Consider the following 17,420-nt stretch of genomic DNA (forward strand, 5'->3'; position numbering starts at 1 on the left):
AAATTCAAGGGCTTTTTCTTTTATCTAACTCTATTTGAATTTTCATCGATGTTTTTCTCTTTGAATTCTGTTTCTTTTACTTTTCCAAAAGAATATCTTATTGCTAAAGAAATCTCATGATTATCGACGACATATCTTGCTTTAGAATTAATACTATTAATAGTAAATTGTTCTGTTTCAATATTATTTTTAAAAACATTATTACAGCTTAAAGTGCAATTCCATTTTTTAATAAACGTTTTTGAAACCGCCATATCGACTATAAATCTGGTGTTTGTCACAAAAACACCAGTATATTGTTTTGTTAATCCCCAAAAATTCAAAACAAAAGAATAATCTTTTGGAAGTTTAAATTCGTTATTTGAGCTATAATAGGAATATGGTTTTGACGCGAGGAATACTGCAGATTTATCTTCTATTTTCTCTAAAATAAAAATTAAAGAATTAGTTGTTGTCCAGAATTTATAAGTGAATGGTAATGTAAAATCGACTGTAAATCCAGAACTTTTATCAAAATTTATATCCTGAAAAGTCATTATATTCTTTTGATCGTCAAACGAAAAACTGTTGTAAACAGGATCTTTGGCATGCGTAAAACTCAATTTAACCGATTTATCATGATACTGAAAAGTGGTCGAAATTTCGTCAATAATTGTTGGCCCCAAATTAATATTCCTTGCATACAAAAAATAGGGATTTATATAGGTTGCCCCCTGACTTAATGAAGAATAATTAGGTCTCGAAATACTTTTAGCATAATTAAAACTCAAACTTTTTGTGCTGTCAATAGGGAATGTAAACTGTGCTTTGGGGAAAAAATTAGTATACTCTTTAGCAATCAGCGGTAATAAATCTGTTTTAAATTTTCCGTTTATATTAGTTTCTTCAACACGAACTCCAACAGAGAAATCGATCTTCTTAATTTTTCCGGAAAGTTGACTGTATCCGGCTAAATTCTCTTCTTTAAAATCATAATGGCTTATTTCATTTGTATTGGTTTCATAATAAAAGATATCAAAATCAGATTTTGAATCTGCGGCTGAATACAGTGCGCCTATTTCAAATTTCATTTCATTTTTAAGCTTTTTCTCAATGTCAATTCTGCCCGAAAAAACATTCACTTTAAACTTTTGATCACGAATTTGAGCCAATTCAAATTGTGTATAATTAAAATTATTCCGAACCTCACTCCACGATGTCTGATCAAAATTAGAATATTGAAAACCGGTAAAAATTTGTGTATCGATTGATTTTATCTTTTTATTATAATTTAAAAAAGAGTTCACGAAGTTCTTTTTACTCTCATTATCGCTATATGTCACAACATTATTTACAACGTCCTGGTTTTTATTTTCTGTTATCGTATTGATAGGAAAAATGTCCGTCTGCAACTTACTATTTATATTAAACGAAAAATAATCATCCTCATTTATTTTGTAGAACAAACCGCCGCCAAAAACAAATTGTCGTTTTTGTTTACTATCGGCTGTAACATCATATTTTGAAGCAATATCAGCATTTGTGATTTGATAATCAATACTGTGATTTTCCCAGGGCTTCAGCAAGTTGTAGTTAAAGTTAGCTTTCAGCTCCAGTTTATTTTTCTTGAAATTAGAATTAAATCCCAGATAATTATTGTAATTTTTCTTAAACGAAGCGACTTCTGAAATCTCCGTTCTGAAACTGTCTTTTTTACTAAACTTTCGTGTAATCAAAATGACGACCCGACCTTCAGCTTCATATTTAGAAGACGGATTCTGAATGATTTCAATTGTTTTAATATCGGCGACAGCCAGAGCATTTAAATCGTTCATACCCACTTTTTGATTGTCAATATAAATCAGTGGATTTCCTTTACCCACAACCGAAATACTTTCCCTATCAGCACTAACCTGAACCGTTGGTATTTTAGACAATAAATCAACTGTGTTGGGAATTGAATTAAAAATAGAATTGGAAACATCCAATTTTATATTCCCATTTTGATTCGAAAATGCTTTTTTATTTTGAGTGACAACAACTTCATTCAGCTTATTCGAAATACTATCTTTAGGTGTTTTATTCTGGGCATTTCCAAAAAGAGAAAAACATAACAATAGTAGAATTATAAAAAATTTTAGAGGCAAATAAACATTCATTTTAAAAAGATTTGGTTTAGATTGAATGCAAAAATGCTTCTAAAAAAAGGTTGCGAAGGTTAATTGAAGGTTAATGCGGAGTTAACACGCTTTTTATACCATAAAAGCATTAATTTTGAATTGAGAAATTAGCGCACAGATTTTACTGATTGAACGGATTTACACCGGTTTTAATAGTAAAGTTTTTGTAAAAAATAAAATCTGTGTAAATCCGTTCAATCCGCTTAATCTGTGGGCCAAAAAAAACTAATGAAACAAAGAATCAATTTATTAATAGCATTTTCCATTGTCGCGCTGGTCGTTTTGTCGACCGTGCAATGCTATTTGGTAAAAACCACTTACGATTATAAAGTGGCGCAGTTTCATACAGAAATCAAAAATGAAATTGCCCAGATTTCAAATAATTATAGTGATATCGATTCGGTTATAGTTTCTAAAAAAGAAGCGCTTTACAAACAATTATCAGAGAATTATATTCAGGGCAAAAACTCCAAAATAGATATTAAAAAAAACATCCTGCAGAATGAATTCAGTGATGTGTTGACCCAGAAAATAAAACGCAAGTTTGAAAGAGACTTACCTAATTTTAAAATTGATTTCGCCATTGTGCTGAATAAATTTATTCTCTACAAAAATGCCCGAAAAGCAGATACTATTTTCTCTGAAAAACCTTTTATCAGTAATAAATTATACGGCAATTTAGCTTCTTTAGATCATGCCTTTTTGGTACGGAATTATGTAGGCACAACTAACGGAACATTTGAAAATCAGGATTACAGTTTATTGACAGAAGATTCGATGTATGTTTCCGTTATTGACTGGGAAATGATCATTTTAAGACGCATGACTTTCGTTTTGATTTTGTCTTTGCTTTGTATTTTAACGCTCATAACGCTTTTTGTAATTGCCATTAAGGCTTTAATAAAACAGAAAAAAGTCAGTGACGTCAAAACTGATTTTATCAATAATATCACGCACGAACTCAAAACACCTTTGGCAACTTTAGGTATTTCTACTAAAATTTTGGAGCAGAAAAACATTCGTGAAAACGATGAAAATTTTAATGCGATTATCAATACGATTTCGCGCCAGAATAATCGCCTTCAGAGTTTGATTGATCAGGTAATGGCAAATTCATTGGCAGAAAATGAAATCGAATTGCAAAAAGAAAAAATAGAAACCGAAGATTTTCTGCTTTCCATTGTAAATGATTTTAAAATTACATTTCCAAAAATTAATCTTAAAACCGATTTTCAAACGCAGAAAACCATTTTGATTTTAGATAAATTCCATCTGACAACTGCTTTTTTAAATGTTTTGGAAAATGCCGTAAAATATGGCTCAACTACTATTACTATAAAAACCAGAATTATAGAAAAACAATTTTCGATCAGCATTGAAGATGATGGAATTGGAATTGAAAAGAACAAACAATCCCTCCTTTTCGACAAATTTTATCGCGTTCAACAAGGAAATCTGCACAACACAAAAGGTTTAGGATTAGGTCTTTATTATGTAGATCAAATTGTAAAAGCGCATCAGGGCTCTGTTAAAGTTGTAAGTGATTTAGGAAAAGGAACCGAGTTTACTATTTTATTAAAAGTTTAATTACCTTATTTTGAAAAGACTACTTTTAGCTGAAGACGATTTTGATTTTGCTGCCATTTTAAAACAATATTTAGAACTGCATCAATTCGAAGTAATCTGGGCAGAAAACGGAGAAATAGCTTTAGACTATTTTAAAAAGCAAGATTTTGATATTTGTATTTTTGACGTAATGATGCCCAAACTGGACGGGTTTTCACTGGCCGAAAAAATAATCACCATCAATCCCGAGATTCCATTTATTTTTCTAACGGCAAGAAAGTTAAAAGAAGACAAAATCATTGGCTTAAAACTAGGTGCAGACGACTACATCATAAAACCTTTTGAAGTTGACGAACTGATTTTGCGTTTGCAGAATATTCTAAAGAGAATCGAACAAAAGAGAAGTCTGGAAGGAAATAATATAATTGAAATTGGTTCTTATATTTTTGATAATGAAAGATTAACCCTCAATAATAAAAATCACGTCCAGCAGCTCACAGAAATGGAAGCTTCTCTTATTGAATATTTATATTTAAACCATAACCAGTTATTAAAAAGAGATCAAATTTTAATGTCTGTCTGGAAAAAAGACGATTATTTCTCAGGGCGCAGCATGGATGTTTTTATTAGCAGGCTTAGAAAATATTTTAATTCAGATCCAAAAATTAGAATTGAAAGTGTTCGTAATATTGGATTAGAATTTAAAATAGAAAAATCTTGACGAATCAAGGTTTTTCTATTTTATATAAGAATTAGTTTCCAATTACCCATCCTAAAGTAAAGTTGATAAGTGGTACAAATTCTGTATCATATTTATCAAAATTCACCCCGGGACCTGCGCTAAATTCCAAGTTAAACTTTCTTTTGTAAGTGCGCTGGAATCCCCAAAGAGCTCCTATTGTAAAGGAAGGAACCGATTCTCTATAATTATCATTTGTCGAAATAGATTCAAAATTATAAGCTGCATTTAAGGCAAGATAATTTCCCGAATTAAAAGCTGTTCTCTTTCCTTTTGCAGCTCTTTTTTCAAGATTGTAATAATGACGAAATTGTTCAACAATTTGTGGAAAAAAAGCAAAATTTGAATCGTAAGAGTTCGCTGAAAATCCCAAACCTAAACTTGCTTCAGAGTACAAAGTGTTTTTAGAATCAAAACCATGTTCATAAACGAAGCCTGGTAAAAACATATTAATCTTGAATTGATTTTTTTGAACAGCTGTAACTGGTTCATCTTGCGCCTGAACGGCATTAAAAAAAAGAACGGATAGAAATAAGAACAAGTAATTTTTCTTCATTTTGGTTTTTAAATTGGTTCTCACAAAAATAGTATTTAAACAACACAACCTATTAAAAACAAAAATAATTTCTTACAGAAAAACTCAAACCCAATCTTACTGCAAATCATATAAGCTTCATAAGTAATTGTATAACAGTTTAGATAATTTTAGAAGGTAAATTTGATATGAATCTTAAAAACATAAATCATGAACCTTAAAAGACTTTTTGGAGCAGTGCTTACCATTCTGGGAATTGTGGGCCTTATTTACACCGCAGTAATTTTTGCTGATACTTCAGGAGGAGAGCGAGATATTAAATCACTTATTATTTACGGAATCCTTGGAATTGTTTTCTTTACATCCGGAATCAGTTTAGTTCGAACTACAAAAGACGAATCATAGTATTATAGTATTTTACATTAATGCTATTGTAATCTTTTCATAGAGAGGAGTTTTTACGTCATATTTTAAGCCTTCGTTGACTACAAATTGTGTCAACGAAGTTACTTCTGTTTTTCTTCCTGCCAACAAATCCCTGTGCATAGACGAAGTTGCTTCTTTAGGCGATTTTTCTAGCTTGACAATAGTTTGATTGACAATATCTTTTGGCAATTGCAAGCCTTTTGCTTTGGCAACCGCTTCAATTTCATGAAGTAATTCTACATAAACTTTCATCGATTTCTTGTTTTTTTGCACCTCTCCTATATTTTGGTTTAAATAAGACGTTACCGACGCCAATGCCGAGATAAAAATAAATTTCTCCCAAACGATTTCCTCAATATTCTCAACCAAATAACTTTCGATTTTAGCTTTTTGGAGAATATTTTGTAATTCTTCTAATTTAGCAACCGAAGTCTTTTTCGAACCAAAAAATAACTTTTCATAAAAGCCCATTTTTCTAATGGTTCCCGGCGAAGCAATCATCGAAATAATATATACACAACCCTGTAAAATCTCATTTTCAGGAAATATTTTCCTGATACGTTCAGGTGCATCAACACCATTGTATAAAGGAAGAATTATAGTTGCCGGCGTAATACATTTTTTTAGTGGAAGTAAACTTTCTTTAATATCGTATGTTTTTGTAGCACAAATTAAATAATCTAAAATACCAATTTCATCAGGATTATTCGAAACCAATTTTGGGTGAACTATAATCTCATTCTCATCGGTAACTATTTTTAGTCCGCTATCAGCAATTGCCTTTTGGGTTTCACCACGGGCAATAAAAATAACCTCAACCTCGTCCGACTTAAAATAAGCTTTCGCTAAAAGTCCACCGAAGTAACCTCCTACGCCGCCTAGTCCTAAAATTCCAATTCTTTTCATAATAAACTTATTAAATGCCACAAAGGCGCAAAGACACAAAGTTTTTTACTTTTTCTTTTTTGATTTGTGTCTTTGTGTCTTCATGGCAAACACATTATTCCTCTAAAACAGGCTCCAAATTCAACTCCGTAAAATCATGCTCGGTTTTTGAAATTATAATCGTTGCGACTGTATTTCCAATTAAATTTGTAATCGCTCTTGCTTCACTCATAAATTTATCAACACCCAATAAAAAAGCCAAACCTTCCACCGGTATTTTATGGATCGCTGTCAAAGTCGAAGCCAAAACTATAAATCCGCTTCCGGTAACGCCCGCCGCGCCTTTCGAAGTAATCATCAAAATTCCGATTACACTCAGAATTTCTGCGAAACTCAAATGCACATCATACAATTGAGCAAGAAATATAACCGACATCGACAAGTAAATCGAAGTTCCGTCCAAATTAAAAGAATAACCCGTTGGAATAACCAAACCTACTACCGATTTACTACAACCCATTTGTTCCAGTTTCACCATAATACTTGGTAACGCCGCTTCTGAAGAAGATGTTCCCAGAACCAATAAAAGTTCTTCTTTAATGTATTTTAGAATCGAAAGAATACTGATTTTATAATATCTCAAAATGGTTCCCAAAATCATGAATACAAACAAAGCCATAGTCAGATAAACGCAAAGCATCAATTTTCCAAGTGGAATTAATGTCTCCAATCCAAATTTCCCAATCGTATAAGCCATTCCTCCAAAAGCACCAATTGGAGCCAAATACATAACATATTTTAATCCTGTAAAAACTACTTTTGAAAAACGTTCTAAAACCAGAATCGTCTGTTCTCTTTTTTGATAAAAATTCAAAGCTATTCCACAGACAATCGCCGCCAAAAGAACCTGTAATGTAAAATTAGAAAGGAAAAACTGCAGCCACGAAAAGTTCTCCGCAGCGTGATTTGTGTATTTGCTCGCATCCTGCAAAGCCAAACCTGATTTATCAATTTTTCCGGGTTGAAAGAAATAAGCAACACCAACTCCAATGGCTAATGAAATAGTCGAAACCACTTCAAAATAGAGTAATGCCTTCACACCAATTCGACCCACTTTTTTCAAATTTCCCATTCCGGAAATTCCCAAAACAATTGTCAGAAATATAATTGGTCCAATAAATAGTTTGATAACATCCACAAATGTTTTCCCTACAATTTCCATTTTCACACCATTTTCAGGCGAAAAATGTCCGAGTAAAACGCCGGCAATAATGGCAATCAAAACCCAAAAAGTAAGATTAGTAATGATGGTATGAAAAGTACTTTTCCTGGTTTTTGAGGAAGAGTTTGGAGTAGTTATATTCATAAATGTGATTTAGGGCTATCACAAATATATAAAAAATGCAGACCTATAAGCCGGATTCTGTCCCTGATAAATCAGGGCCTTATCATTTATCTAGATCCAGCATTACTACTGGACTCGAGCTACCTACCCTTCAACAACGGACGAGAAGCCCTTAAATGCTGATATACTTGGTATTTCACCGCATAGAGTTTACCTGGTTTCACTACAGCATTACCTGTACATACTTTCTGTTGCACTTGTCCTTACGCTATTGCTAACGTCGACGGGTGTTACCCGCTATGCTTCTCTTTGGTGTCCGGACTTTCCTCCCCTCAACGAATTGAGCGACGATAAGGCGGTCTGCGGTGCAAAAGTAGCGATTTATCAACGAAGAATCCAGCATTTAAATTTCCGTTTTTTATATATTTTTCATAACAATTTAATTTTAAATTGGTTATCTTTAAAATCCTTAATTTTTAAATTCATTATCATGACAAGAATGTATCACTACGCAACTGTTTCAAAAGCTTTAGATCAACTTCATGAAAAAGGATTTACATGTGATTTTAATCTGAACTCAGACATGATTAAAAAAAATCCTGAAAAATTTGAAATTGTACATGTGTATCGATACGAAGGGGAATCAGATCCAGGCGATGAGGCAGTTGTATACGGAATTAAATCGAATTCGGGCAAAAAGGGCGTTTATGTAGCAGGTTTCTCCGCTGACTCCGATCAGGAAACTGCAAAATTTTTATTTGATTTGAGTATAAAGGGAAGGTAATAATTAGCCGCTGAGTTTAAAATTTTAACTTTATACTCAGCGGCTTAAATAGCTAAATTGTTATTTCCAAACGATCAATTTTTCCTTCTTTTAATTCGAAATGATATTTTAAAACAATTGGACTTCCTTCAAAATTTCCTGTCACTTTTGTTGTCAGAACGTTTGTTGCAAATTCTAATGCTTCAAGTTGGGTTTGATACATTTCATTCGTTTTTTCATTCCATTTCTCTATTTCATTTAGACCTGTATGTGTTTCATTTTCATCAAAAACTAAAGCAGTTTCAGAGAAACATGCCGCATAAGCTTTACTATTAAAATTTGACTGAGCTGTCAGCAAATCTAAAATTATGTTAGGTAAATTCATCTTTATATTTTTTATTGGGTTATTAAATTAAATCGTTGGAATCGTTCCGCCATCAATAACAAATTCGGTTCCTGTTAAATAATCAGCTCTTGGCGAAACGAGAAAACCAACCAATTCTGCTACTTCTTCAGGTTGTGCTGGTCTTCCAAAAGGAATTCCGCCTAAAGCATTCATAACACTTTCGGTAGCTTCTTCAACAGTACCATTTGAACTTTCTGCAATTCTTTCCATCATTCTGACCGATGATGTTGTCATGATCCATCCCGGTGATACCGTCAATATACGAACACCTTTTGACGAAACCTCATTAGATAAACTTTTGCTGTAATTAATTAATCCTGCTTTTGCCGACGCATACGGCAAAGTAGCATCATACAAAGGTAATCTTCCCTGAATAGAGGCGATATGAATAATCACACCTGACTTCTGTTGGATCATCTCAGGTAAAAAACCACGATCTAAGCGTACCGGAGCAAACAGATTGGCCTGAAAAGTTTTCTCCCAATCTTCATCTGTCAACACCTTAAAACCTCCACCTGGAGTTTCGGAACTTCCCAGATTATTAACGAGAATATCTAATTTACCGAAAGCTATTTTTACTTCTCCAATTACTTTTTCAGTACCTTCTGACGTACTCAAATCAGCAGCAATAAAATGTATATTGCTATTTTCAATTTCAGGTTTGTTTCTTGCTGTTATAATAACTGTTGCACCAGCCTGCAATAATCTTTCTGCAATTGCTTTCCCTGTTCCTTTTGTCCCTCCGGTTACCAAAGCGATTTTGCCTGATAACTCTCCATTAAAATTAAATTCTTTTTCCATTTGTCTTTTTTTTATTAGACAAATTTCGGCAGTATGATTGGTTCATACAATTACGGAAAATCGAATTGCATAGGGATAATTTTTTCCCCTATTGTCCAGTTAAGAACATTAAGTTATTTTTGCATATATGTACGAAAGAAAAATTCCTTTGAACTTAAATTGTGGTCTCGACCTGATCGGTGAAGTGCTTTACGGCAAATGGAAAATCCGTTTACTGTGGTTTATCAATGAAGGATTTCAGCGGCCAAGTGAATTGCAGCGAAAAATTCCCGATGCTTCCAGAAGAGTCTTAAACATTCAACTGAAAGAATTGGAACAGCACGAATTAGTTTCTAAAATTATTTATGCACAGATGCCTCCTAAGGTAGAATACAGCCTAACCGATTTTGGAAAGACAATAATACCTATACTCGCTGCTTTAGGCAATTGGGGAGATGAAAATCAGGATCGTTTGAGAACCGCAATTTTAAAAGATCCTATAACTGATAGTTTATAAAGTTATTTACCGCAAAGAATGCAATAAAATTACCGCAAAGCGCGCAAAGTATTTTCTTGTTGTGTTTGAAGCTGGCTTTATTAAGTTCGCAAAGCTTTTCGTGGCGTACTTTGTGTAAAACCAGACTCTTTGCTGTTAAATAATTTAAATTAAAAAGTCCATCATAAAATGACAGACTTTCAAAACAACTCCCAACTAAATTACGAAGTTGGTATTTTCAATTTCCACCCTGGCTGAATCAGATCTGGGTTTTTAATAATATCTTTATTCGCTTCAAAAATATCTTGCCATGAAACGCCATATTCTTTTCCTATTTTTGATAAAGAATCCCCACTTTTTACTGTATATTCTGTAGTTGTTCCTTCGGCTACTTCAATATTCATCACCACATCGGCTGATCTGTAATCTGGATCTAATGTTCCGTAGCTATCCCAAAGTTTCTCTTTATCATCTGCAGATTTTGCTGTACCATCAATGTACAATACATTATCCTGCTCTCTTACCTGCAAATTTGCTATACCTAAAGTAGAAGCTAAATCTGTTAACTCTCTATATTTATCTTGTAAACTCATAACTTTTTTATTTAATAGTTAATTTGTTTTCTACTTTTTTAGGCTTCAATTCCTGCACGCTTTGAATTAACGGAGCCAATTGGCTTCTTTTAATCTCTCCAGAAAGCGTTACAACACCTCCTACAACGGTAGCACTCACGCCATCGTATGCTTTTACTACCTTACTAACCGATTTATCTAAATCAGCATCTGAATTAATTATAACAGCAGCTGCAGCAGGTTCAACATTCGGAACTGGAATTTGACAGTTATTCACTACCGTTTTAACTCCTTTAACCGCTTTAACAGTTCGCTCAATATTCTTTTTGAAAGCATCATCATCGCAAGTTCCCACAATAGTGGCAACACCTTCATGAACTGTAACCTGAACACTAGGCGTATTACTTAATTTTTCATTAATTTCTTTTTGAATATCTGCATCCTTAGGAGCGCACGCCACTAAAGAAAAAGCAAAACTCATTCCCAATAAAATAGATCTGATTTTCATAATGATATTTTTTTAGTTTATTACTTCTAAAGTTAACAAATTAAAAATCAATATTTTACAAAATAATATTATCAAATTTATATTATTTCCAGTTTTTAGTTTACAGTCGTAATCTCAGTTTTCAGTACTTGATTGAAAACTGTGATTGCGACTTAATACTAATCCAAATAATCAGGAGGAAACATTTGCTGTCCGTATTTTTCGAAGAGTGAGTTTAATTTCTCCTTTGTTTCGCTTTCTGTTTTTGAAGAAGCTGTTTCAAGATATTCCGCTATTTCTCCAAATAAATCATCTAATCCGGCTGGTGTTACGGTACACAAAAGTTTTGCCGGTTCGTTGGAAAGGTTTTTAAATCCGTGTACAATTCCGCCTTTTGGGATATTTACAAAAGAACCTTTTTTGGCAACATAACTTCCTAATTCTGATTTAAAGGAAACTTCACCTTCCAAAACAAAAAAGGTTTCTGTAAAGCCAGCATGCGAATGCGGATTAGGTCCCGCACCCGGAGGAACCGACATTTCGATTACCGCATATTCTCCATCGGTTTGTTTTCCTGAGATTATGATTCTGTAATTGCCTCCGGCTATTTTTAGTTTTTGGCCTTCGGTTTCGTTGACGGTTATGATTGGGTTTGGAGTTTTCATTTTATGGGATTGTTTTTTACTTAATACAGTGACCTATTCATGCTGCTTTACATCATTATATTGCCAAAGCACATTTATTATTTTCCATTCGCCATTTTCCTTTACTATATGCATATAATCTATCCAGGCATCGGCTATTAATTTGACAGATGCTGTTCTGGCGGAAACATCTAACAATTTCACTTCTTTTCTTGGATTTTTTGGAAATTTATCTCCTTTTACGTTATACGTTTCTGCAAGAATAATCATGTTCTCTGCAAAGTATTCTGATACAAAATCTTTCTGGGCTGTCTTATTCCTAAAAACCGATCTTTTTACCAAACGAGGATGCAAAGCATTTTCCATCAATTTTGGATTCGGAGTATGCTGCGATTCGATATAAGCTAAAGCAATACGCTTGATATCAAGTGAATCCTGAGCAGTTTGAGCGCGAAGCTGAAAAGAACAAATTGCAACTACAATTAATAGCAAGTACTTTTTCATAAAGTAAAGTTTTAGTAATTAGTGACTGGTTGTAATATAAAAAGTAATGATTCCAAATCATTCATTGGCATTTTTACAACTGATTCCATCTGCGATTCTTCAGAAGAAATAACCAACACACCTTGATTGTCTTCTTCATAACCAGCTGATTTAAAAGAATAACTCGGATTGGTAATTTCAATTTCTTTCTTTCCATCTTTAAACCATCCATAATTTACTTCATAAATGATTTTATTTTCTAATATCTCGATAGTTTCTTGCCCATAAGTGTTCCATAGAGAGAGCCTAAGAAGATAAAATCCTATTAATGAAAATAAACCTATTCCAATAAAATAACCAAATTGTAATCCGCTCTCAAGTAATAGACCAACAACAGTTCCTGCGATTGGAAATACAAAAAAAGCAAATGCCAAAAAGAACATTACAATTCTTACTGCTATTGGAGATTTTTTAACTTTTAAATTTAAAATATTATTACTGAAATTATATTGCTGCATGTTTATGAGAATTAGTTTTTAGAATCAATTTTAAGAAAGGAAAATATCAAAATTCAACGGAAGGCAATCTATCTTCATTATGATTTTCGAATATCAATTCTTTCCTATTTTGTTTTATGCAAACTTCATTATACTTTTTGATAGTTACAAAAATCTGATATTCCACAGCAGCTAACTGATCAGATAATGAAAGTATTGATTCCTGACTTTTGAGTTTAAAATCAGACTCCAAATTAACCAAAGTTCTTACTAGATGGGTATTCAATAAATCATTTGCTTGTTTTACTTTACTAACTGCATCTTTATTCAATAATTTATTCTCACACATCTTACTGAATTCCTTGGCGTAAAATGCAGTTTGTTCTAATTCTTTTTTATCTATTTTTTTTGACTTTTGAAGTTTAGATGTGAATTCAACAACCAACTCTATTTTATGTTTAAATTGATCTTTTAGTTCTACCCACTTTTGATTAATTTCGGATTCATCCTGAGCAAAAAGATTTAAACTTTGTAAAAGAAAAAATATCGTTATAATAATTATGTTTTTCATATATACTCAGTTAACTTCCTAATTTACCATAACGTTGTTGTTCAGAAAAATACAATACTATTTTTCTTCCGTTTTTTTTGCAAGGATAAAACAGTTCATAATTTCCATCATGAGAACTATACCTTACCTCATCATTATTTTTATTAAAAACACTATTTAAATATTCTCTTTCTTCCTGAGTTGTTTCATAAATATAATCTGCTTTTTGTGGCAGAATTTCTTCTTTTATACTCTCTCTGAAATAAGAATTAAAACCCAGGTAAACAGGAGAACCTTTAAGCGAATCTTTAACAATTAATGTTACGCTTGGAAAGTTTTTATCAGTGCTCGATAATATTTTTAAGGCATCTGCGGTCTCTTTAAGATATTTTTTTGAAAAAGTATAATTTAATAATTTATCATTGTTCTCTTTATTGTTATTCACTATTGATTTCGCAGATTCAATTAACATTTTTTCTTTTTTATTCGAAGTCAAATAATCTCCACCAAATAGAATTAAGGTAATCAATGGAAATATTAATAATAAAGTAATAAAGCTAGATCTGCTTGATTTCTTATTTATCTCATCTAGATTATGTTTTTCAGCAATCCTGGTCAAATTAAACATTAAATTAATTATTAGCGAACCAGACATTAGTGCAAGAATTCCTAAAACACTTAGGTAAAAAGTTTCAGTCATGTTTTCTCTAAAAACTTTCAACCCAAAAACCTGGATCATTATAAAAGTAAATACCCAATAAACTAATAAAAGTATGGATGTGATTCCGATAATATTACTTAATTTAACTATTTGTTTTGCGTTCATAAATGTTAATTATATTTAATTATTTTATCAAAACATCAATTTGTTTCGGATTAAAAATAGTACATTTTTTATTACAAAATAATTAATCACACTATTTTCATTAGAAATAATTAAAAGTAAAAAGCGCTAATTTCAAACACAACTTTCTCAGAAAAAACAGGTTACTTTTTAATGTTCAAAACACATGAAATCTTTCAATTTTTAAATTTTTAAATCATTAAATTATACTCTATATTTGCTATCGAATAAAAAAGAATATGGAACAATTTGTAGTATCGGCTCGTAAATATCGCCCACAGACCTTTAAGGATGTTGTAGGCCAGAAAGCCATTACCAACACTTTGCTAAATGCTATTGAAAGCAATCATCTTGCTTCTGCCCTTTTATTCACCGGACCGCGTGGAGTTGGAAAAACAACCTGTGCGCGTATCCTGGCACGTAAAATAAACCAGCCTGGATATGACGATCCAAATGAAGATTTTGCCTTTAACGTTTTTGAGTTAGATGCGGCTTCAAACAACTCGGTTGATGATATTCGTAGCCTGATTGATCAGGTTCGAATTCCACCACAAACAGGGCAATACAAAGTTTATATTATTGACGAGGTTCATATGTTGTCTTCGGCTGCTTTTAATGCTTTTTTGAAAACATTAGAAGAACCGCCAAAGCATGCTATTTTCATTTTAGCAACAACAGAAAAACATAAAATTATTCCAACGATTTTATCTCGTTGCCAGATATTTGATTTCAAAAGAATTACAGTAAAAGATGCTAAAGAACATTTGGCAGAAGTTGCAACAAGTCAGGGAATCAATTTTGAAGATGATGCTTTGCACATTATTGCTCAAAAAGCAGATGGTGCTATGCGTGATGCTTTATCTATTTTTGACCGTGTGGTTTCGTATTGCGGAACTAATTTAACACGCCAGGCTGTAACTGAAAATCTAAACGTTTTAGATTACGAAACCTATATCAGTATTACCGATTTACTTTTAGAGAATAAAATTCCGGATCTTTTATTGGCCTACAATGATATTCTGGCTAAAGGTTTTGACGGACATCATTTTATTGCAGGTTTAGCTTCGCATTTCAGAGATTTATTGGTTAGCAAAACTCCGGCAACTTTAAGTTTGCTTGAAGTTGGTGAACAAGCGCAACAAATGTATGGCGTACAAGCTCAAAAATGTTCGCAAGACTTTTTATTAAAAGGAATTGACATTGCCAACGACTGCGATTTAAAATATAAATTAAGCCAGAATCAGCGTCTTTTGGTCGAATTATGTTTAATGCAATTAGCCTCTATCAACTTTGATGGAGAAAAAAAAAAGTTGAGCAATTCATAATTCCCCCTACTTATTTTAAAAATGGAGGGTATTCTATAGTTGAAGTCAAAAGTCAAAAGTCGAAAGTCGAAAGTGATGCTGAAGTTCAAACTCCAAAGTTTAATGTCGAAAATCGTGCTGAAACTGGAACCGAAAACATTGCACCTCAAGCTCAAAACTCAGCAAATTTAACTACTGGAGAAGCTTCAAAAACTGAAAATTCTCAAACTGAAAATCCTTCCACCGAGAATCAACCTAAAAAAGTTTCTGCTTTTTCGCTTGCAAGTATTCGTGCGAAAAAGGAAATGGAAGAGAAGAATAAATCTTACGTAAAACCTTCGTCAGTTTTGCCTACGGAAGATTTTACAGAGACTGAAATGTTAGTGCAATGGAATAAATATGCACAACGTCTGGGTGATAAAGGTTTTAAAATTATGGAATCTTTATTATTGATAAATGATCCAAAATTAAACGGTACGGTAATTACACTTGAATTGCCAAACGAAGGTTCTAAACTAGATTTTGAAGGTCAGATTAATGGACTTTTAGGACATTTAAAAGGACATTTACACAATCACGACATTACAATTGAAATCATTGTAAATGAAGCTATAGAAACTAAGAGAAGTTTTAACGATCAGGATCGCTACAATCGTTTGTTAGAAATCAACCCAAATATTGAACTTTTGCGTTCAACCTTTGGATTGGATTTACTGGGTTAATATTTTTTTGCCACTACATTTTATTTATTTCGCAATCCGAAATCATAGACTTTTTTCAGCCATTTTTCTCTTTGCAAATCAGTAGCTGTTTTTACAATTCCGATATAACTGACTTTTACGGGTTTTACACCACAAAATTCTAAAGTCGATTTTTTAAGTTGATTAACACTTGGTCTTCCAAAAAATAATCTGTAATACCAGCCGGGCTGATCTAAAGTTGTGATAATATGCGCCGTTTTGCCTTTTAAAAGTTTATCCCACCAAACTGAATTTTCGCGATATTGAAAAGCCATTCCGGGCAAAAATAACCGGTCGATAAATCCTTTTGTAATTGCGGGCAAACCACCCCACCAAACAGGATGAATCCAGACTAAATGATCTGCGTTTTGAATTTTTTCCCACGACTTAACTAAGTCAGGTTCCAGTTCTGTTCTTTTTTGATAACCGAATTGTAGATTTGGATTAAATTGTAATTCGGCAATAGTTATGGTATCCACTTGAGCGCCTGAAGCAATTGCGCCTTTTTGGTACGAATCTGAAATGCCAAAATTGAAACTTGCCGGATTGGGATGACCATTTATAATTAGTATTTTTTTCATGATTAAGCTTTTTACAAAAATACCATTCACCTAAAAAATAATACTGGACAAATGTCCTATAAAATCGCTTTACGGATACGACTTAAATGTCTAGGAGTTACACCTAAATAAGAAGCTAAATATTGAAGCGGAATAAGCTGAAGGTATTTTTGATGATTCTGATAAAGCTCTTTATAACGTTGTGATCCGGATAATTTCTGGAAAGAAATCATTCTTTTTTGAAGTGTTACATATTCCATTTCAGTTAATTTCCGCCCGATTTCCTGCCAATGAATTCCTAGTTTATAAAGCTTCTCCAAGCTTTCACGACTTATAATCTGCAATTCTGTATCGACTAATGCCTGAATGTTTTCTTCAGCAGCATTTTGCGTTATAAAACTGGAGAAAGAAGCCATAAATTCGTTTTCAAAAGCAAAGCAATTGGTGATTTCGTCGCCCTGATGATTAAAAAAATACGATCGTAAAATTCCTTTTTTGATAAAATAGATTTCATTACAAACCTGATTTTCCCTCAAGAGAATTTCTCCTTTTTTAAGATTTCGAAAAGTAATTAAATCATCTAACTGATCTAATTCATTTTGTGGTAAAACATGAATAGATTGAAAAATAGATTTCATT

General features: G+C 32.6%; 22 protein-coding genes and 1 other RNA gene. 7 read left to right on the forward strand and 16 right to left on the reverse strand.

Annotated features, from left to right (window positions below; translation table 11 throughout):
• Positions 1 to 20: 20 nt before the first annotated feature.
• Positions 21 to 2,138, reverse strand: coding sequence for a TonB-dependent receptor domain-containing protein (locus tag AC6CH4_RS09495; RefSeq protein WP_498102345.1), 2,118 nt, complete (start codon positions 2,136 to 2,138; stop codon positions 21 to 23).
• Positions 2,139 to 2,387: 249 nt separating this feature from the next.
• On the opposite strand from AC6CH4_RS09495, the gene AC6CH4_RS09500 reads away from it, so the two are divergent.
• Positions 2,388 to 3,746, forward strand: coding sequence for a sensor histidine kinase (locus AC6CH4_RS09500; protein ID WP_498102347.1), 1,359 nt, complete (start codon positions 2,388 to 2,390; stop codon positions 3,744 to 3,746).
• Between the two features lie 10 nt (positions 3,747 to 3,756).
• Positions 3,757 to 4,446, forward strand: coding sequence for a response regulator transcription factor (locus AC6CH4_RS09505; protein ID WP_498102349.1), 690 nt, complete (start codon positions 3,757 to 3,759; stop codon positions 4,444 to 4,446).
• Positions 4,447 to 4,477: 31 nt separating this feature from the next.
• Here the strand turns inward: AC6CH4_RS09505 and AC6CH4_RS09510 are convergent, their stop codons facing one another.
• The gene (locus AC6CH4_RS09510; RefSeq protein WP_498102351.1) at positions 4,478 to 5,020 is read right to left on the reverse strand and encodes a hypothetical protein; all 543 of its coding nucleotides are present in this window, start codon (positions 5,018 to 5,020) and stop codon (positions 4,478 to 4,480) included.
• Positions 5,021 to 5,209: 189 nt separating this feature from the next.
• On the opposite strand from AC6CH4_RS09510, the gene AC6CH4_RS09515 reads away from it, so the two are divergent.
• Positions 5,210 to 5,404 carry a hypothetical protein gene (locus AC6CH4_RS09515; protein ID WP_192187960.1) on the forward strand — a complete coding sequence of 65 codons (195 nt, stop codon included), beginning with the start codon at positions 5,210 to 5,212 and terminating at the stop codon, positions 5,402 to 5,404.
• A gap of 12 nt (positions 5,405 to 5,416) precedes the next feature.
• Here AC6CH4_RS09515 and AC6CH4_RS09520 read toward each other — a convergent pair whose 3' ends face one another.
• The 3 genes from AC6CH4_RS09520 to rnpB all read right to left on the reverse strand — a co-directional run bounded on the left by AC6CH4_RS09520 (position 5,417) and on the right by rnpB (position 8,022).
• Positions 5,417 to 6,331, reverse strand: coding sequence for a ketopantoate reductase family protein (locus tag AC6CH4_RS09520; protein WP_498102353.1), 915 nt, complete (start codon positions 6,329 to 6,331; stop codon positions 5,417 to 5,419).
• Positions 6,332 to 6,425: 94 nt separating this feature from the next.
• Positions 6,426 to 7,676 (reverse strand): cation:dicarboxylate symporter family transporter, encoded by a 1,251-nt coding sequence (locus tag AC6CH4_RS09525; protein WP_498102355.1) that lies wholly within the window; start codon positions 7,674 to 7,676, stop codon positions 6,426 to 6,428.
• Between the two features lie 30 nt (positions 7,677 to 7,706).
• Positions 7,707 to 8,022, reverse strand: an RNA gene (rnpB, locus tag AC6CH4_RS09530) — RNase P RNA component class A.
• Between the two features lie 123 nt (positions 8,023 to 8,145).
• On the opposite strand from rnpB, the gene AC6CH4_RS09535 reads away from it, so the two are divergent.
• Positions 8,146 to 8,439 (forward strand): SH3 domain-containing protein, encoded by a 294-nt coding sequence (locus tag AC6CH4_RS09535; protein WP_056194495.1) that lies wholly within the window; start codon positions 8,146 to 8,148, stop codon positions 8,437 to 8,439.
• Positions 8,440 to 8,491: 52 nt separating this feature from the next.
• On the opposite strand, the gene AC6CH4_RS09540 is transcribed toward AC6CH4_RS09535, so the two are convergent.
• Together AC6CH4_RS09540 and AC6CH4_RS09545 are read right to left on the reverse strand one after the other, a co-directional pair.
• A complete protein-coding gene (locus tag AC6CH4_RS09540) occupies positions 8,492 to 8,803 on the reverse strand; it encodes a nuclear transport factor 2 family protein (protein ID WP_498102357.1) in 312 nt (103 codons plus the stop codon).
• A gap of 27 nt (positions 8,804 to 8,830) precedes the next feature.
• Complete coding sequence (locus tag AC6CH4_RS09545; RefSeq protein WP_498102359.1) at positions 8,831 to 9,625, reverse strand: SDR family oxidoreductase; 795 nt, start codon at positions 9,623 to 9,625, stop codon at positions 8,831 to 8,833.
• A 127-nt stretch (positions 9,626 to 9,752) separates the two neighbouring features.
• Here AC6CH4_RS09545 and AC6CH4_RS09550 point away from each other — a divergent pair, with 127 nt between their 5' ends.
• Positions 9,753 to 10,121, forward strand: coding sequence for a winged helix-turn-helix transcriptional regulator (locus AC6CH4_RS09550; RefSeq protein ID WP_498102361.1), 369 nt, complete (start codon positions 9,753 to 9,755; stop codon positions 10,119 to 10,121).
• A 200-nt stretch (positions 10,122 to 10,321) separates the two neighbouring features.
• Here the strand turns inward: AC6CH4_RS09550 and AC6CH4_RS09555 are convergent, their stop codons facing one another.
• From AC6CH4_RS09555 to AC6CH4_RS09585, 7 genes are all read right to left on the reverse strand, one after another.
• The gene (locus AC6CH4_RS09555; RefSeq protein WP_498102363.1) at positions 10,322 to 10,693 is read right to left on the reverse strand and encodes a LysM peptidoglycan-binding domain-containing protein; all 372 of its coding nucleotides are present in this window, start codon (positions 10,691 to 10,693) and stop codon (positions 10,322 to 10,324) included.
• Positions 10,694 to 10,700: 7 nt separating this feature from the next.
• Positions 10,701 to 11,180, reverse strand: coding sequence for a BON domain-containing protein (locus AC6CH4_RS09560; RefSeq protein WP_498102365.1), 480 nt, complete (start codon positions 11,178 to 11,180; stop codon positions 10,701 to 10,703).
• Positions 11,181 to 11,338: 158 nt separating this feature from the next.
• On the reverse strand, positions 11,339 to 11,824 hold the full coding sequence (locus AC6CH4_RS09565; RefSeq protein WP_498102367.1) for a cupin domain-containing protein: 486 nt from the start codon (positions 11,822 to 11,824) through the stop codon (positions 11,339 to 11,341).
• A gap of 33 nt (positions 11,825 to 11,857) precedes the next feature.
• Positions 11,858 to 12,307 (reverse strand): nuclear transport factor 2 family protein, encoded by a 450-nt coding sequence (locus AC6CH4_RS09570; protein ID WP_498102369.1) that lies wholly within the window; start codon positions 12,305 to 12,307, stop codon positions 11,858 to 11,860.
• 11 nt (positions 12,308 to 12,318) lie between these two features.
• Positions 12,319 to 12,804, reverse strand: a complete 486-nt coding sequence (locus tag AC6CH4_RS09575; RefSeq protein ID WP_498102371.1) for a hypothetical protein — start codon at positions 12,802 to 12,804, stop codon at positions 12,319 to 12,321.
• 46 nt (positions 12,805 to 12,850) lie between these two features.
• Entirely contained in the window at positions 12,851 to 13,354 is a 504-nt protein-coding gene (locus AC6CH4_RS09580; RefSeq protein ID WP_498102373.1) for a LemA family protein, read from the reverse strand.
• Between the two features lie 10 nt (positions 13,355 to 13,364).
• On the reverse strand, positions 13,365 to 14,159 hold the full coding sequence (locus AC6CH4_RS09585) for a hypothetical protein (RefSeq protein WP_498102375.1): 795 nt from the start codon (positions 14,157 to 14,159) through the stop codon (positions 13,365 to 13,367).
• Between the two features lie 257 nt (positions 14,160 to 14,416).
• Between AC6CH4_RS09585 and dnaX the strand changes: the two genes are divergently transcribed.
• Positions 14,417 to 15,502: a DNA polymerase III subunit gamma/tau gene (gene dnaX / locus AC6CH4_RS09590; RefSeq protein ID WP_498102377.1), complete on the forward strand. Its 1,086-nt coding sequence runs from the start codon at positions 14,417 to 14,419 to the stop codon at positions 15,500 to 15,502.
• Positions 15,503 to 15,786: 284 nt separating this feature from the next.
• On the forward strand, positions 15,787 to 16,203 hold the full coding sequence (locus AC6CH4_RS09595; RefSeq protein WP_225585465.1) for a DUF8439 domain-containing protein: 417 nt from the start codon (positions 15,787 to 15,789) through the stop codon (positions 16,201 to 16,203).
• 20 nt (positions 16,204 to 16,223) lie between these two features.
• On the opposite strand, the gene AC6CH4_RS09600 is transcribed toward AC6CH4_RS09595, so the two are convergent.
• Positions 16,224 to 16,802 carry an NAD(P)H-dependent oxidoreductase gene (locus AC6CH4_RS09600; protein ID WP_498102379.1) on the reverse strand — a complete coding sequence of 193 codons (579 nt, stop codon included), beginning with the start codon at positions 16,800 to 16,802 and terminating at the stop codon, positions 16,224 to 16,226.
• A 56-nt stretch (positions 16,803 to 16,858) separates the two neighbouring features.
• Positions 16,859 to 17,419: a Crp/Fnr family transcriptional regulator gene (locus AC6CH4_RS09605; protein WP_498102381.1), complete on the reverse strand. Its 561-nt coding sequence runs from the start codon at positions 17,417 to 17,419 to the stop codon at positions 16,859 to 16,861.
• Position 17,420: the final 1 nt, after the last annotated feature.

The organism is Flavobacterium sp. GQ95 (genome assembly GCF_059758655.1).

What these genes read in the sequence shown, in the direction of transcription:
- AC6CH4_RS09495 (WP_498102345.1), bottom strand. Translation starts at nt 2,138, where the DNA reads ATGAATGTTTATTTGCCTCTAAAATTTTTTATAATTCTACTATTGTTA.
- AC6CH4_RS09500 (WP_498102347.1), top strand. Translation starts at nt 2,388, where the DNA reads ATGAAACAAAGAATCAATTTATTAATAGCATTTTCCATTGTCGCGCTG.
- AC6CH4_RS09510 (WP_498102351.1), bottom strand. Translation starts at nt 5,020, where the DNA reads ATGAAGAAAAATTACTTGTTCTTATTTCTATCCGTTCTTTTTTTTAAT.
- AC6CH4_RS09515 (WP_192187960.1), top strand. Translation starts at nt 5,210, where the DNA reads ATGAACCTTAAAAGACTTTTTGGAGCAGTGCTTACCATTCTGGGAATT.
- AC6CH4_RS09520 (WP_498102353.1), bottom strand. Translation starts at nt 6,331, where the DNA reads ATGAAAAGAATTGGAATTTTAGGACTAGGCGGCGTAGGAGGTTACTTC.
- AC6CH4_RS09525 (WP_498102355.1), bottom strand. Translation starts at nt 7,676, where the DNA reads ATGAATATAACTACTCCAAACTCTTCCTCAAAAACCAGGAAAAGTACT.
- AC6CH4_RS09535 (WP_056194495.1), top strand. Translation starts at nt 8,146, where the DNA reads ATGACAAGAATGTATCACTACGCAACTGTTTCAAAAGCTTTAGATCAA.
- AC6CH4_RS09540 (WP_498102357.1), bottom strand. Translation starts at nt 8,803, where the DNA reads ATGAATTTACCTAACATAATTTTAGATTTGCTGACAGCTCAGTCAAAT.
- AC6CH4_RS09545 (WP_498102359.1), bottom strand. Translation starts at nt 9,625, where the DNA reads ATGGAAAAAGAATTTAATTTTAATGGAGAGTTATCAGGCAAAATCGCT.
- AC6CH4_RS09550 (WP_498102361.1), top strand. Translation starts at nt 9,753, where the DNA reads ATGTACGAAAGAAAAATTCCTTTGAACTTAAATTGTGGTCTCGACCTG.
- AC6CH4_RS09555 (WP_498102363.1), bottom strand. Translation starts at nt 10,693, where the DNA reads ATGAGTTTACAAGATAAATATAGAGAGTTAACAGATTTAGCTTCTACT.
- AC6CH4_RS09560 (WP_498102365.1), bottom strand. Translation starts at nt 11,180, where the DNA reads ATGAAAATCAGATCTATTTTATTGGGAATGAGTTTTGCTTTTTCTTTA.
- AC6CH4_RS09565 (WP_498102367.1), bottom strand. Translation starts at nt 11,824, where the DNA reads ATGAAAACTCCAAACCCAATCATAACCGTCAACGAAACCGAAGGCCAA.
- AC6CH4_RS09570 (WP_498102369.1), bottom strand. Translation starts at nt 12,307, where the DNA reads ATGAAAAAGTACTTGCTATTAATTGTAGTTGCAATTTGTTCTTTTCAG.
- AC6CH4_RS09575 (WP_498102371.1), bottom strand. Translation starts at nt 12,804, where the DNA reads ATGCAGCAATATAATTTCAGTAATAATATTTTAAATTTAAAAGTTAAA.
- AC6CH4_RS09580 (WP_498102373.1), bottom strand. Translation starts at nt 13,354, where the DNA reads ATGAAAAACATAATTATTATAACGATATTTTTTCTTTTACAAAGTTTA.
- AC6CH4_RS09585 (WP_498102375.1), bottom strand. Translation starts at nt 14,159, where the DNA reads ATGAACGCAAAACAAATAGTTAAATTAAGTAATATTATCGGAATCACA.
- dnaX (WP_498102377.1), top strand. Translation starts at nt 14,417, where the DNA reads ATGGAACAATTTGTAGTATCGGCTCGTAAATATCGCCCACAGACCTTT.
- AC6CH4_RS09595 (WP_225585465.1), top strand. Translation starts at nt 15,787, where the DNA reads ATGGAAGAGAAGAATAAATCTTACGTAAAACCTTCGTCAGTTTTGCCT.
- AC6CH4_RS09600 (WP_498102379.1), bottom strand. Translation starts at nt 16,802, where the DNA reads ATGAAAAAAATACTAATTATAAATGGTCATCCCAATCCGGCAAGTTTC.
- AC6CH4_RS09605 (WP_498102381.1), bottom strand. Translation starts at nt 17,419, where the DNA reads ATGAAATCTATTTTTCAATCTATTCATGTTTTACCACAAAATGAATTA.